This is a genomic window from Azospirillum rugosum, from assembly GCF_017876155.1.
Taxonomy (GTDB): domain Bacteria; phylum Pseudomonadota; class Alphaproteobacteria; order Azospirillales; family Azospirillaceae; genus Azospirillum; species Azospirillum rugosum.
This window is the reverse complement of the sequence record NZ_JAGINP010000008.1, coordinates 142,476-155,190: the sequence shown is the minus strand read 5'-3', so window position 1 is coordinate 155,190 and position 12,715 is coordinate 142,476. Positions and strand designations below refer to the sequence as shown.

Annotated in this window: 14 protein-coding genes; 8 read left to right on the top strand and 6 right to left on the bottom strand. The window is 68.0% G+C overall.

The genetic code is table 11. The annotated features are described in order from the left end of the window. The first annotated feature begins 4 nt into the window (after window positions 1-4). On the top strand, window positions 5-1,012 hold the full coding sequence (doeB, locus tag J2851_RS13090; RefSeq protein WP_209766715.1) for a N(2)-acetyl-L-2,4-diaminobutanoate deacetylase DoeB: 1,008 nt from the start codon (window positions 5-7) through the stop codon (window positions 1,010-1,012). Between the two features lie 73 nt (window positions 1,013-1,085). Continuing rightward, a complete protein-coding gene (gene ehuB, locus J2851_RS13085) occupies window positions 1,086-1,949 on the top strand; it encodes an ectoine/hydroxyectoine ABC transporter substrate-binding protein EhuB (protein ID WP_209766714.1) in 864 nt (287 codons plus the stop codon). A gap of 61 nt (window positions 1,950-2,010) precedes the next feature. Here ehuB and J2851_RS13080 read toward each other — a convergent pair whose 3' ends face one another. Next, a complete protein-coding gene (locus J2851_RS13080; protein ID WP_209766713.1) occupies window positions 2,011-2,532 on the bottom strand; it encodes a YgjV family protein in 522 nt (173 codons plus the stop codon). A 318-nt stretch (window positions 2,533-2,850) separates the two neighbouring features. Between J2851_RS13080 and J2851_RS13075 the strand changes: the two genes are divergently transcribed. Continuing rightward, window positions 2,851-4,446 carry an FAD-dependent oxidoreductase gene (locus J2851_RS13075; RefSeq protein WP_209766712.1) on the top strand — a complete coding sequence of 532 codons (1,596 nt, stop codon included), beginning with the start codon at window positions 2,851-2,853 and terminating at the stop codon, window positions 4,444-4,446. Window positions 4,447-4,508: 62 nt separating this feature from the next. Here the strand turns inward: J2851_RS13075 and J2851_RS13070 are convergent, their stop codons facing one another. Continuing rightward, window positions 4,509-4,829: a hypothetical protein gene (locus tag J2851_RS13070; protein WP_209766711.1), complete on the bottom strand. Its 321-nt coding sequence runs from the start codon at window positions 4,827-4,829 to the stop codon at window positions 4,509-4,511. Between the two features lie 238 nt (window positions 4,830-5,067). Between J2851_RS13070 and J2851_RS13065 the strand changes: the two genes are divergently transcribed. Beyond that, window positions 5,068-5,823 (top strand): HpcH/HpaI aldolase family protein, encoded by a 756-nt coding sequence (locus J2851_RS13065; RefSeq protein ID WP_209766710.1) that lies wholly within the window; start codon window positions 5,068-5,070, stop codon window positions 5,821-5,823. Between the two features lie 258 nt (window positions 5,824-6,081). Here J2851_RS13065 and J2851_RS13060 read toward each other — a convergent pair whose 3' ends face one another. The 4 genes from J2851_RS13060 to J2851_RS13045 are packed head-to-tail and all read right to left on the bottom strand — an operon-like array spanning window position 6,082 to window position 9,247. Beyond that, window positions 6,082-6,864 carry an amino acid ABC transporter ATP-binding protein gene (locus tag J2851_RS13060; RefSeq protein WP_209766709.1) on the bottom strand — a complete coding sequence of 261 codons (783 nt, stop codon included), beginning with the start codon at window positions 6,862-6,864 and terminating at the stop codon, window positions 6,082-6,084. A gap of 25 nt (window positions 6,865-6,889) precedes the next feature. Then, window positions 6,890-7,675 (bottom strand): ABC transporter permease, encoded by a 786-nt coding sequence (locus J2851_RS13055; protein WP_209766708.1) that lies wholly within the window; start codon window positions 7,673-7,675, stop codon window positions 6,890-6,892. Window positions 7,676-7,699: 24 nt separating this feature from the next. After that, complete coding sequence (locus J2851_RS13050; protein ID WP_209766707.1) at window positions 7,700-8,407, bottom strand: ABC transporter permease subunit; 708 nt, start codon at window positions 8,405-8,407, stop codon at window positions 7,700-7,702. Window positions 8,408-8,434: 27 nt separating this feature from the next. Next, window positions 8,435-9,247 carry a transporter substrate-binding domain-containing protein gene (locus J2851_RS13045; RefSeq protein WP_209766706.1) on the bottom strand — a complete coding sequence of 271 codons (813 nt, stop codon included), beginning with the start codon at window positions 9,245-9,247 and terminating at the stop codon, window positions 8,435-8,437. A gap of 458 nt (window positions 9,248-9,705) precedes the next feature. On the opposite strand from J2851_RS13045, the gene speB reads away from it, so the two are divergent. From speB to J2851_RS13025, 4 genes are all read left to right on the top strand, one after another. Beyond that, window positions 9,706-10,668: an agmatinase gene (gene speB, locus J2851_RS13040; protein WP_209766705.1), complete on the top strand. Its 963-nt coding sequence runs from the start codon at window positions 9,706-9,708 to the stop codon at window positions 10,666-10,668. Window positions 10,669-10,911: 243 nt separating this feature from the next. Further along, complete coding sequence (locus J2851_RS13035; protein WP_209766704.1) at window positions 10,912-11,814, top strand: LysR family transcriptional regulator; 903 nt, start codon at window positions 10,912-10,914, stop codon at window positions 11,812-11,814. Window positions 11,815-11,924: 110 nt separating this feature from the next. Further along, the gene (locus J2851_RS13030; RefSeq protein ID WP_209766703.1) at window positions 11,925-12,374 is read left to right on the top strand and encodes a hypothetical protein; all 450 of its coding nucleotides are present in this window, start codon (window positions 11,925-11,927) and stop codon (window positions 12,372-12,374) included. A gap of 77 nt (window positions 12,375-12,451) precedes the next feature. After that, entirely contained in the window at window positions 12,452-12,712 is a 261-nt protein-coding gene (locus J2851_RS13025) for a hypothetical protein (RefSeq protein ID WP_209766702.1), read from the top strand. Window positions 12,713-12,715 lie beyond the last annotated feature (3 nt).

Below are 12,715 nucleotides of genomic sequence, written 5' to 3'. Positions count from 1 at the left end.
GCCGATGCCGCTCGACACGCTGCCGCCGTCCCCCATCGCGCCGACGGTCGATTTCGACCGCGATGGCGTGCAGCACGGCTTCCTGCGCCTGCCCTACAGCCGCGACGATTCCGCCTGGGGATCGGTGATGATCCCCGTCACCGTCGTGCGCAATGGGCCGGGGCCGACCGCGCTGCTGACCGGCGCCAACCACGGCGACGAGTATGAGGGGGCCGTGGCCCTGTTCGACCTCGCCCGCACGGTTAAGGCGGAGCAGGTCACGGGCCGGGTCATCATCGTTCCGGCGATGAACTACCCGGCCTTCCAGGCGGGCACCCGCACCTCGCCCATCGACAAGGGGAACCTGAACCGCAGCTTCCCCGGACGGCCGGACGGGACGGTGACGCAGAAGATCGCGGACTATTTCAACCGCACCCTGCTGCCCATGGCGGACGTGGTGATGGACCTGCATTCGGGCGGCAAGACGCTGGACTTCGTGCCCTTCGCCGCCGCCCACATCCTGCCCGACAAGGAACAGGAGGCGCGCTGCTTCGCGGCGGTGGCCGCCTTCTCCGCCCCCTATTCCATGCGCATGCTGGAGATCGACGCGGTCGGCATGTACGACACCGCGGCGGAGGAGCAGGGCAAGCTGTTCGTGACGACGGAGCTGGGCGGCGGCGGCACCGGCCGGGCCTCGACCATCGCCATCGCCAAGCGGGGCATCGCCAACGTGCTGCGCCACGCCGGCATCCTGGCCGGCACCGTGGAGACGGCGCCGACCCGCTGGCTCGACATGCCGTCGGCCGACTGCTTCCGCTTCGCCGAGGACGCCGGGCTGATCGAGCCCTGCGTCGACCTGGGCGAGCCGGTGCGCAAGGGCGACCTGCTGGCGCGCATCCATCCCATCGGGCGCACGGGCCAGGCGCCGTCCGACTACCGGGCCGGCCTGGACGGCATCCTGGCCGCCCGCCACTTCCCCGGCCTCGTGAAGGCCGGCGACTGCATCGCGGTGGTGGGAACCCTGGAGGACTGAGGCCGAAAGCCAGGGGAAAACAAGAAAGACGACCGATCGAACAGGAAGCAACCTTCACCAAGGGAAGACCGACATGACACACTCGAAGACCTTCCGGACCCGTGTTCTCGGCGCGGCCGCCGTCGCCCTTCTGGGTGCGTTCGCAGCAAGCCCCGCCAATGCCGCGGACGACCCGCTCGCCAAGCTGAAGGAGCAGGGCTTCGTCCGCATCGGCATCGCCAACGAGCCTCCCTACACCGCGGTGAAGCCGGACGGCACCGTGTCCGGAGCCGCCCCGGACGTCGCCCGCGCCGTGATGGGCAAGCTGGGCGTCGGCGACGTCGTCGGCTCCATCTCCGAATACGGCGCGATGATTCCCGGCCTCCAGGCGCGCCGCTTCGACGTGATCACCGCCGGCCTGTTCATGAAGCCGGAGCGCTGCCGCGCCGTCGCCTACAGCCAGCCGATCCTCTGCGACGCGGAGGCCTTCGCGCTGAAGAAGGGCAACCCGCTGCAGCTCACCTCCTACCAGGACATCGCCAAGAACCCGAAGGCGAAGATCGGCGCGCCGGGCGGCGGCACGGAGGAGAAGCTGGCGCTCGACGCCGGCGTTCCGCGCGACCGCGTCATCGTCGTGCCGGACCCGCAGAGCGGCCTGAAGATGCTCCAGGACGGGCGCATCGACGTCTATTCGCTGCCGGTCCTGTCGATCCACGACCTCGTCACCAAGGCGAACGACCCGAACGTGGAGGTGGTGGCCCCGGTGAAGGGCGCCCCGGTCTATTGCGACGGCGCCGCCTTCCGCAAGCAGGACGTCGCGCTCCGCGACGCCTTCGACAAGGTGCTGGCGGAGATGAAGGCGTCCGGCGAGTTCGCCAAGATCGTCGAGCCCTACGGCTTTTCGGCGGAAGCCGCCAAGCAGACGAACCGCGAACAGCTCTGCGGCGGCCCGAACTGACCAACCCCAACAAAAAAGCCGGCGGCCTCGCGGTCGCCGGCTTTTCGGTGCGTGCGGATGGTCAGGCCGCCGCGGCCAGGGCCGGGGTGCCCATCGTCTCACGCCGTTCGCGCAGCAGGGCGCGGATGGTCCAGAGGTTGAAGCACAGGTTGACGATGTTGGCGGTGCAGCCGAAGGGCGAGCCGACCAGCGTGTCGTGGACGATCCAGGCGAGCGAGCCGGCGACGAAGAACAGGCGCAGCCGCAGAACGCTGGTCTGCCAGCGTCCGCAGGCCGCGAGCGTCAGCCCCAGACCCGACGCCAGCGATGCCGGGCCGTGCCACGTCAGGGCGGTCAGCAGCATCATGGCCGGCAGCGTGGACCAGTAGAGCACGGTCAACGCACGGTTGCGGCGGCCGGACGCGATCATCAGCGACTGGCTGAGCGACAGGCTGCTCATGCTGGCGCCGCTGACCGCGCCGATCAGCAGGTAATGGGTGATGAAGCTGGCCGAGCATAGGGCCTGCAACGTGATGATGGTCTTCTTCGAGCGGAACAGCGCCCAGCTGGCGCCGAAACAGACGCCGGCGACGCCGAACAGCATCGCAGCCGAAATTTCCGGGATCATTTTGGGGGGGACGGTCGGGGCAGGGCGGGATTGCGTTCAGGAATGTAGGTTACAGCATCGCTTCGTGCTCATGCGATCTCAGCGCGTCAGGCATGATGCGGTGCAACTTTTCGTATGGAATAAAGATGTTTGGTGTGTCGGCCGGGCACTATCATCCACACCGGTTACCCACACCGTCCCAACCCAGCCGTTCCGGGCACCGGCGCCTCCGCCGCGACGGCCGATTCCCCTTTGCCATTGCACAAGCAGAAAAATAAGCCAAATGTGATTGAGACAGAACTGATACGCAGAGCCATGATCCTGGATGGGGCGGAGCTGCCCGAAGATGCGGTAATCGACACCGAAATCTGCGTTGTTGGTGCCGGCGCCGCCGGCATCACCTTGGGAAAGGCATTCGACGCGCTGCCCTTTCGGGTTACGATATTAGAGGCGGGCAGCTACCATTATTCGCGGGCGGGGCAAAAGTTTTATGCAGGCTCCACCTCCGGGATGCCGTATCTGCCCCCGTCCACGGCGCGGCTGCGGTACTTCGGCGGGTCGACCAACCGCTGGGCCGGGTTGTGCCGGCCGCTCGACCCCATCGATTTCGAACGGCGCGACTGGATCCCCGGCAGCGGCTGGCCGTTTTCGGAAGCGGAACTCCGGCCCTATTACGCACGCGCGGCGGACCTGATCGGCTTGCCAACCGACCGCTTCGACGGCGACTACTGGTCCGGTCTGACCGACCGTCCGCTGCTGCCGCTGTGCCCGCAGCGCTTCATCAACGGCGCGACGCAGATCAAGCCCACCCGCTTCGGGACGGCGCACCGGGACGCGCTATCCTCGTCCCGAAACGTCACCTGCTTCCTCAACAGCAGCGTCGTCGACCTCCGGGTGGGCGACACGGACAACGTGGTGCGCGAGGTCGTCGTCGCCACGCCCGCCGGCCGCCGGTTCCGCGTCCGCGCCCGCGTCGTGGTGCTGGCCTGCGGCGGCCTGGAGAACGCGCGCCTGCTGCTCAACGCCGACGACGTGCGGCCGGCCGGGCTCGGCAACGGCCACGGCAACGTCGGCCGCTATTTCATGGAGCATCGCGTGTCCTGGCCCGGGATCGTCCGGCTTTCGGGTCCGGATCCCAGGCTGTGGTTCTACACGCGCCATGCGGCCCCCGGCGTCGCGATGGGCACGATGATGGTGGAAGGCTGCGTGCGGCCGACCGCTGACCTCATGCGGCGGGAGCGCATCCTCAACACCCATTTCGCGCTGGAGCCGTTCAGCAAGGGCCCGACGCGCGGCAGCCGGTCGCTCGGCGTGCTGCGCGACGGGCTGGGGCAGTGGCTGCGCGGCGGCGACATGGTGGCGGACGTCGACTACCACCTCGGCAACATCCTCCGCGATCTCGACTGGCTGACGGAAAACAAGCTGCGCAAATTTTTGGGCATCGACAAGTCCTCCACCACCTGGCTGATCAAGGCGGAGGTCGAGCAGGCGCCCAACCCGGCCAGCCGCGTGACCCTGGTGCATGACGTGGATGCGCTCGGCCTGCGGCGCATCAACCTGCATTGGCAGATGAGCGCCATCGACGAGCACAGCGTGCGGCGCGGCATCGAGCTGTTCGGGGAGGAACTGGAACGGCTGAACGTCGGCACGGCGACCGTGTCCATGCTGACCGGCAACGACGGCTGGTCCCGCTTCGACCATTGGGGCCATCACCATTGCGGCACCACGCGCATCAGCGAGCGGCCGCAGGACGGGGTCGTCGACCCGGACTGCCGGGTTCACGAGCTGGACAACCTGTACATCGCCGGCAACTCGGTCTTCCCGACGGAAGGAACGGCGACCCCGACCTTCACCATGATCGCCCTGACGCTGCGGCTGGCCGACCACCTGACCGGTGTCCTGGCGCGGTGATGTCCAAAGCGATGCGAGGATCCGCGCGCTGGTGCCAGCGCGCGGATCCTTCGCGGGGCGGATCAACGGATTTCGCCGACCTGCCAGACGAAGGTGTTGTCCGACGCCCGCTGCTGTGTCTGGCGCAGGTAGAGGTGCCAGGTGCGGCCGGTCTGGGGCACGTAGATCGTGATGTGCTTCCCGCGGGAATCGTCGTGTATTCCCTTCATGACCGTGATGTTGAAGTCCATCCGGACCGCCAAGGCGACCGCGCCATCGGAATGGTCGTAGGTCAGGTTGTTGATGCTGGGTATCTCTTGAATGATCCGCGTGACTTCGTTCTGGCTTCTGTTGGAGGTGTGGTTCTCGGGCTTGTTCCAGTTCGAATCGTAAGAGATGGGCATAACGCCTCCTGTTCAGGAATATTGAAGTCTGGCGGGTTTAGCTTTGCCCACTTCGGCGCTGCGCAGTAGCCCGGGAATCGGGGTCGAGAACAACCGTCAACGGTTGTGAGTGGGAAGGGCGCCATCGCGCGCTCCGCGCGGACTCCAACGTCCCGGGCGCCACCCCCAAAGCCCGCGCCGGCGTCCGCCCGGCGGGGTGTATCGTGCCAGACGCCGTCCACACCGCCCGGAGGGGGACATGCGCGGATTGAAGGAAAGGCTGCACGCCGGCACGGAGCTGCTGTCCGGCTTCCTCAACGTCATCCCGTCTCCGGTGGCCACCCAGGCCCTGGCCGCGGCCGGCGCCGACTGGGTGATGATCGACCAGGAGCATGGCCCGGTCGGGCCGGAAAGCCTCCACGCCATGATCGCGGCGACCGCCGGCACCGCTTGCGCGCCGCTGGTCCGCGTGCCCCGCCGCGACGAGGCCTTCGTGAAGCCGGCGCTCGATTCCGGGGCGGAGGGCATCGTCTTCCCGCTGGTCACGACGGCGGAGACGGTGGCCGACTGCGTGGCGCTGACCCGCTACCCGCCTCTGGGACGGCGCGGCTGGGGGCCCTTCGTCGCCCATTCGCGCTGGGGTGTGGATCTGCACGACTATCTTCCCCAGCGCGGCGGCCGCACGGTGTGCGGCATCCTGATCGAAACGCGCAGCGCCGTGGAGAACATCGCGGAGATCTGCAAGGTCGACGGCGTCGATTTCATGCTGATCGCGCCCTTCGACCTCTCCTCCGACCTCGGCGTCCCCGGCCGCTTCGACGCGCCGGAGTTCCGCGAGGCGGTGACCCAGGCGGAACGGGTCATCCTGGAGCACCGCATCCCGCTGGGCGGCGCCGCCATGACCGAGGAGCAGACCCGCACCCTCGTCCAGCGCGGCTACCGCGTCCTGGCCCACCACTTCGACGTGGTGATGCTGAAGCAGGCGGCCATGCGGATGAAAGGCTGGGCGGGCTGAGGTGGGTTTGTGACGTTGTCCTTTAAAGCGGATTGCGATCCGCTTTGGACCGCGACGGCGGTCCCGGCCGCCCATGCGGCCGTAGCCCGGCCGGCAAGTGAGGCCATTTGAATCTAAAGCGAACGGAAGTTCGCTTTAGGCGTCATTCCCGCGAAGGCGGGAATCCAGGGCACATCAGCCGCGTATGGCGGAGTTTCCTGGATCCCCGCCTTCGCGGGGATGACGATGAAAATTCCGCGTCCAAAACCTCATAGGCGCTCAGTGCAGCATCTGGTTCAGGAATGCCCGCAGCCGCTCGCTCTCCGGGGCGGCGAAGAAGCGCTCCGCGTCGGCCTGCTCGACGATCTCGCCGTGGTCCAGGAAGACGCAGCGGTCGGCGACGTGGCGCGCGAAGCCCATTTCGTGGGTCACGCACAGCATCGTCATGCCCTGCGCGGCCAGCTCCTCCATCACCTGCAGGACTTCCGCGACCATCTCCGGATCGAGCGCGGAGGTCGGCTCGTCGAACAGCATGATCTTGGGGTCCATGCACAGGGCGCGGGCGATGGCGACGCGCTGCTGCTGGCCGCCGGACAGCTGTGCGGGGTATTTGCCCGCCTGGTCGGCGATGCGGACGCGCGCCAGATGGTGCATCGCCCGCTCCGCCGCCTTGGCCACGGACAGGCCCAGCGCATGGCGTAGCGCGAACGTGCAGTTCTCCAGGATGGTCATGTGCGGGAACAGGTTGAAGTGCTGGAACACCATCCCGACCTCTCGCCGCACGTCCTGGACGCCGCGCCCGTCGGCGTCGAGGTCCACGCCGTTGACGGCGATCGTGCCGCCGTCGTGCCGCTCCAGCCCGTTGATGCAGCGGATCAGGGTGGATTTCCCCGACCCGGACGGGCCGCACAGCACGATCTTCTCGCCGCGCTCCACGGTCAGCGTCACGCCCCGCAGCACCTCCTGCTCGCCATAGCGCTTGCGCAGGCCCCGCATCTCGATCGCGGCCCGGCGCCGCAGGCGCGCGTCGAGCCCCGGATCCGTCGGTAAAGCCAGTCCCATGGCGCTCTTCCTTATTCGGCCTTCGTCATTCGGCGGGCTTGGCTGGCGAGCGGCGAAGCCGCCGGAACAGCGCGGCACCCGGGTCGGCCTGCCGCGCCGTCGCAGGCCGGCGGTCCGGGACTCCCACGGCGAGATGCCGGTTCAGCCGGCGGTCCAGCGTCTCAAGGGCGAGACGCAGCCCGTTGGTCAGCAGCCAGTACATCACCCCGGCGGTGACCAGCGGCGTGAAGGGGTCGTAGGTCATGGAGAAGATCTCGTTCGCCGCCCCCGTCAGGTCGGCGATGGTGACGGCCCCCACCGCCACCGTGCTCTTCAGGAAGATCAGCGCCTCGTTCTGGTAGGCCTTCAGGCCGTAGCGGACGGCGATCGGCAGCCGGACCTTGAGGAAGACCAGCCGCGGCGACAGGCCGAGCGCCAGGGCGGCCTCGACCGGCCCCGGCGGCACGGCGGATAGGCCGCCGCGCAGGATCTCCACCACATAGGCGGAGTGGTTGAGCCCCAACCCGAGGATGGCGCAGAACAGCGGGCTGGCGAACAGGATCCACAGCGGCGTTTCCCGGACGACGGACAGCTGCGGCAGCCCGGCATAGACCAGATACAGCAGCACGATGCTGGGCGCGCCGCGGAAGACCGCCACATAGGCCGCACCGATGGCGGCCAGGACCCGGTTGCGCGACATGCGCACCAGGCACATGCCGAAGCCCAGCACGGCGCCGACGGCCATCACGCTGGCGGTGATCAGGACGGTCATCCAGGCGCCGTTCAGCAGCGCCGGCAGGCTATCCCAGGCGAGGGCGAAATCGAAACTCATCAGGCCTCCGGCGCGACGTGCAAATCAAGCTTCAGAAGGCCGTACGCCGCGGTCGAGCCGGCGCGCGTGGCGGTTCGCCAGCCGGATCGTCGCCGCGGCGAACAGGACGAAGAACACGACCACGACGCCGTAGAAGAGGAACGGCTCCCGCGTGGAGCCCGACGCGACCTTCGCCGCGGCGATCAGGTCGGTCAGGCCGGCCAGCGACACCAGCGCCGTGTCCTTCAGCAGCACCACCCAGATGTTGACGAAGCCCGGGTAGGCGATGCGCAGCGCCTGCGGCAGCAGCACGCCCAGCCAGATTTGCCGCCGCGGCACCGACAGGGCCTCCGCCGCCTCCAGCTGCCCCTTGGGCACGTTCTGGATGGCCCCGCGCAGCAGGTCGGCCAGATAGGGCGTGTAGACGAAGGCGAGTGCCGCGACCGCCGCCCACAGGGGCGAGATCGCCGGCCGCTCGTCCACCCCGAACGGCACCAGCAGGGCGTGCAGGATCTCCGTCCCCCCGTAATAGAGGAGGAAGATCACCAGCAGCGACGGCACGCCCGTCGCCACCGACGCGTAGACGCGGCCGATCGTCCAGCGCACCCCGCGCGGCTTCAGGGTCAGGATCGCCATCAGCGTCCCCAGGACCGCCGCCAGGGCGTAGGAGATCACGGCCAGCTGCACCGTGACCCAGGCCCCCGCCAGCAACTCGTCGCCGTATCCCTCGGCACCGTAGGCAAGAAGGCCCATGGCGGCGTCCCCCCTTCCGCTTGGCTATCAGCTCTTCTTTGTGGCGCAGGCGGCCTCGTCCGGCGAGATCGGCGAGGACAGGTACTTCGCCCGGATGGTGGTGAAGGTGCAGTCGGCAATCATGCTCTTCAGGGCGGCGTTCATCTTCTCCACCACCGCCTCCTTGCCCTTCGGCACGGCCCAGCTGCTGCCCTGCTCGGCGACGGGAATGGTGGGGTCGCCGGTCCAGACGGTGAAGTCCGACAGCTTCCAGTCCTTGCCGTCCGGCGTGTCGATCAGCGACGCGGTCCAGTTCAGGCTGGCCCCGAACACCATGTCCAGGCGCCCGGCCAGCAGGTCCAGCTTCATCTGCTCCGGGTTGTCGTACAGGCTGGGCGTCACCGATCCGGCGAAATTCTCCGTGATGTACTTGGCCTGCGGCGTGCCGCGCTGGACGCCGATCCGCGTGCCCTTCAGCCCTTCCTTGGTGAAGGCGACCGTCTTGTCCTTGCGCAGGACGAAGGCGTCATGGTTGAAGATGATCGGCGTGGTGAACAGCATCTTCGCCTTGCGTTCCGGCAAGGGCGTCAGCTGCGACCCGATCGCGCCCAGCCGCCCCTGGAGCAGGGCCGGGATCAGCGCCTGGAAATCCATCACCTTGATGTCGCAATCCGCCTTCATGCGGCTGCACATCTCGCGCGCCAGGTCGGGCTCGATGCCCGTCACCTTGCCGTCCGCGGTCATCATGCTGAAGGGCGGGTAGGTTCCCTCGTTGCCGATGACCAGCGTGTCGGCGGCAAATGCTGGAGTGGTGAGTGCCGTAAGCGCAACGCCGATCAGAAAACGCTGAATGCTGTTCATCGCTTGGCTCCGTTCCATTCGGCAATGACTGGATGCCCCAGATGCTCAAGTACACGGACAAGCGAATTGGACTGTCAACACGAAACCAATGACCAAACAATAGGCGGGAAAGTCCAATGTTTAATCATTTCCGCGTCTGGTCGGCATTTGCGATGATCATTTCCTGTGCAGTGATGTCTGTCAAAGCGGGCTTTGAAGATTCGGTAAGCGTCGCGGCCCCGTGGATCGAACGATTGGGGTAGGTCGCATGCTCGTCTTTGGATGGCATGGCCTGAGGTTCTGAAACCGCAGGGATTTTCATTCCGACCGCCCGTTTGGACAAGCCTCCAACCATGATTTGAGCAAAGGAACTTTGCCGGCCCGGCGGAAGGCGGAAGGATGGGGAAAACGACCGAAGGCGCACCGCCCATGCCGCAATCCGACCTCGACACGCCATTCCCTTACGAGCGGAGGCTCTGATGGCCCACGGCTACGACACGGGCCGGCTCAACCTGCCGTTCGTCGGTTTCTGCACCTTCGGCAAGAGCCCCATCGCCACCGACTGGGACCGCATCGACGCCGACGTCGCCATCCTGGGCGCGCCCTTCGATGCGGGCACGCAGTGGCGGGCCGGCGCCCGCTTCGGGCCGCGCGCCATCCGCGAGGCCTCCACCCTGTTCTCCTTCGGGCACGCCGGCGCCTACGACCACGAGGACGACATCGTCTATCTTTCGCCGGAGAGTTGCCGGATGGTGGACATCGGCGACGCCGACATCGTCCACACCGATACGGTCCGCAGCCATGCCAACATCGAGGCGGGCGTGCGGAAGATCCTGGCGGCCGGCGCGCTGCCGGTCGTGCTGGGCGGCGACCATTCCGTCAACATCCCCTGCATCGCCGCCTTTTCGGAGCAGGAGCCCTTCCACCTCGTCCAGATCGACGCGCACCTGGATTTCGTGGACGAGCGCCACGGCGTGCGGCACGGCCACGGCAACCCGATGCGGCGCGCGGCGGAGCGCCCGTGGGTCACCGGCCTGACGCAGCTCGGCATCCGCAACGTGTCCTCGACCGCGCGCGACGGCTACGACGACGCCCGCGCCATGGGGTCGGACATCCTCAGCGTCCGCCAGGTCCGCAAGCTCGGCGTGGAAGCGGTGGTGGAGCGGATACCGCCGGGCCGCCGCTGCTACCTGACCATCGACATCGACGGCTTCGACCCCTCCATCGCGCCGGGGACCGGAACGCCGAGCCACGGCGGCTTCACCTATTACGAGGTGCTGGAACTGCTGGACGGCATCGCCCGCCGCAACCCGGTGGTCGGCATCGACCTCGTGGAGGTGGCACCCGACTACGACCACACCGGCGGCACCGCCATCCTCGGCGCCCAGCTCCTGATGAACGTGATCGGCCGCGTCCTGCACCACCGCCCGCGTTTTCGTTGAAGCGGGGCAATCTCGCCCTCTCCCTGCTCCGCAGGGAGAGGGAGGGACCCGCCGTAGGCGGGAGGGTGAGGGCTTGGTTTCTCGGAATGACCTTGCCCTCACCCTCCCACGCCTTCAGCGCGGGTCCCTCCCTCTCCCGCCGGAGGCGGGCGAGGGGGTAAGGGTAACTGGCCCCTCGCTTGCATACGTATGACGCGCCGCCCCAGTCCTCGGGCGGCGCGGTCAACGGGCGAGTGGTGACGCATGAACGTCGACAACATCGACCTCCGCCTTCTCCGGGTCTTCCACACCCTGGCGGAGAGCGGCGGCTTCGCCGGCGCGCAGGCCAAGCTGGGGCTGACGCCGTCGACCCTCAGCATCCACCTCAGCAACCTCGAACAGCGCCTGGGCATGACCCTGTGCGAGCGCGGCCGCAGCGGCTTCCGCCTGACCGAGAAGGGGGAGCGGGTCCACCGCGCCACCAAGCGGCTGTTCCTCGCGCTGGAGGAGTTCCGGACGGAGACGGCCTCCCTGCGCGGCCGGCTGGTCGGGGAACTGACCATCGGTCTCGTCGACAGCACGGTGACCGACAGCCGCTCCCCCATCGCCGCGGCCATCCGCCGGTTCGAGCAGCGCGACAACGAGGTGCACATCCGCCTCGCCGTCGACCGCCCCTCGGGCCTCAACCACGCGCTGCTCGACGGCCGCGTGAACCTCGCCGTCGCCGTCTTTCCGCACCACGTCGCCGGGGTGGAGTACGAGACGCTCTACACCGAGACCAGCCTGCTCTACTGCGGGCAGGGCCACCCGCTGTACGAGCGGATCGGCGCCGGGCTGGAGGTGCCGGACGTCACCCGCTATCACTTCGTCGCCCGCGCCTACAGCCTGGAACGCGACCTCGCCGCCATCGGGCAGGCCATCCCCAAGGCCAGCGTGGAGAACATGGAGGCGCAGGCCCACCTGATCCTGTCCGGCCAGTTCATCGGCTTCCTGCCGGAGCATTACGCCGCCCAATGGGTCGCCGCGGAGCGCATGCGCGCCGTCCGGCCCGACCGCTACCGCATGCCGTCGGACATCGCGCTGGCGCTGCCGGCGGCGGCGACCCGGTCGAACCATCTGGTCCGCGTGTTCTGCGACGACCTGCGGGCGGCCAACGCCGCCGCCTGAGGCGTGGTCGTCCTAACCCCCCGTTTCCCTGCCGGGCATGGTCCTCTGTGCTATGATGGCCGACACCGCGTGTTGACGGTGGCGGAACGAACGGGACGGGGATCGCTTCCATGAACAATCCTTGCCAACCGAACGGGACGGAGCAGAGGGCCGCGGACGCCGAGGACTACCGGCGACGCGGCGAGGCGCGGCGCGAGCACGCCGAGCAGCTGCGCGAGGCCGCGGAACAGCAGCGCGACACGGCCTACCGCGACCATGCGGCGGCCGAAGGCAACCGGACGATCGCGGAGGAGGGGCGGATCACCCGCGAAGACCAGCGGCGGGAAGCGGAGGCCCTTCGCCGGGACGCCGAGACGGCGCGCCTCGCGGCGGAGGAGGCCCGCCGTCACGAGGAGCAGGCCCGACAGCACGAGGAGGACACGCGCCGCGCCGCCGAGGAGGCCCGAGGCTACGCCGAGCAAGCCCGGAAAGACGCGGAATGGATGCGGGCGGTGGCGGAAGAGCAGCAGAAAATCCTGGAAGAAATGAGGGACGCCGTTCGACAGAAAGCGTTCGATTAGGGCTGCCCGGCCTTTTCTTTCGACCTACGACCTCAAACCCGCGAGGCGAACGGCCTTCGTTGTCGTTTCTTCGCGGCATGAACGACGCAGAATTCATCGAGCACTCCCGGCGGCTCCGTATGCGCGTGAAGCATTTCCTGGAGCAGGAACGAATGCTTCTGGAATGGGTGCGCGCTCGCCGCCTTCGGGACGAGGCCAACGCCTTGAACGCGCAGTTCACGGCGTTGTGCCTGGCGCACAGGGACCTGATCGCGCGCGTGGAGACGACGCTGAACGGTTCGGTGAGCGCTCGTCTTCGCAGACGCTTCCCCCTCCCGGCCTGTACGACGATCCCGTGACGG

What these genes read in the sequence shown, in the direction of transcription:
- J2851_RS13070 (WP_209766711.1), bottom strand. Translation starts at nt 4,829, where the DNA reads ATGCCCATCTCTTACGATTCGAACTGGAACAAGCCCGAGAACCACACC.
- J2851_RS13025 (WP_209766702.1), top strand. Translation starts at nt 12,452, where the DNA reads ATGAACGACGCAGAATTCATCGAGCACTCCCGGCGGCTCCGTATGCGC.
- doeB (WP_209766715.1), top strand. Translation starts at nt 5, where the DNA reads ATGCCGCTCGACACGCTGCCGCCGTCCCCCATCGCGCCGACGGTCGAT.
- J2851_RS13030 (WP_209766703.1), top strand. Translation starts at nt 11,925, where the DNA reads ATGAACAATCCTTGCCAACCGAACGGGACGGAGCAGAGGGCCGCGGAC.
- J2851_RS13055 (WP_209766708.1), bottom strand. Translation starts at nt 7,675, where the DNA reads ATGAGTTTCGATTTCGCCCTCGCCTGGGATAGCCTGCCGGCGCTGCTG.
- speB (WP_209766705.1), top strand. Translation starts at nt 9,706, where the DNA reads ATGGCCCACGGCTACGACACGGGCCGGCTCAACCTGCCGTTCGTCGGT.
- ehuB (WP_209766714.1), top strand. Translation starts at nt 1,086, where the DNA reads ATGACACACTCGAAGACCTTCCGGACCCGTGTTCTCGGCGCGGCCGCC.
- J2851_RS13050 (WP_209766707.1), bottom strand. Translation starts at nt 8,407, where the DNA reads ATGGGCCTTCTTGCCTACGGTGCCGAGGGATACGGCGACGAGTTGCTG.
- J2851_RS13060 (WP_209766709.1), bottom strand. Translation starts at nt 6,864, where the DNA reads ATGGGACTGGCTTTACCGACGGATCCGGGGCTCGACGCGCGCCTGCGG.
- J2851_RS13080 (WP_209766713.1), bottom strand. Translation starts at nt 2,532, where the DNA reads ATGCTGTTCGGCGTCGCCGGCGTCTGTTTCGGCGCCAGCTGGGCGCTG.
- J2851_RS13075 (WP_209766712.1), top strand. Translation starts at nt 2,851, where the DNA reads ATGATCCTGGATGGGGCGGAGCTGCCCGAAGATGCGGTAATCGACACC.
- J2851_RS13035 (WP_209766704.1), top strand. Translation starts at nt 10,912, where the DNA reads ATGAACGTCGACAACATCGACCTCCGCCTTCTCCGGGTCTTCCACACC.
- J2851_RS13065 (WP_209766710.1), top strand. Translation starts at nt 5,068, where the DNA reads ATGCGCGGATTGAAGGAAAGGCTGCACGCCGGCACGGAGCTGCTGTCC.
- J2851_RS13045 (WP_209766706.1), bottom strand. Translation starts at nt 9,247, where the DNA reads ATGAACAGCATTCAGCGTTTTCTGATCGGCGTTGCGCTTACGGCACTC.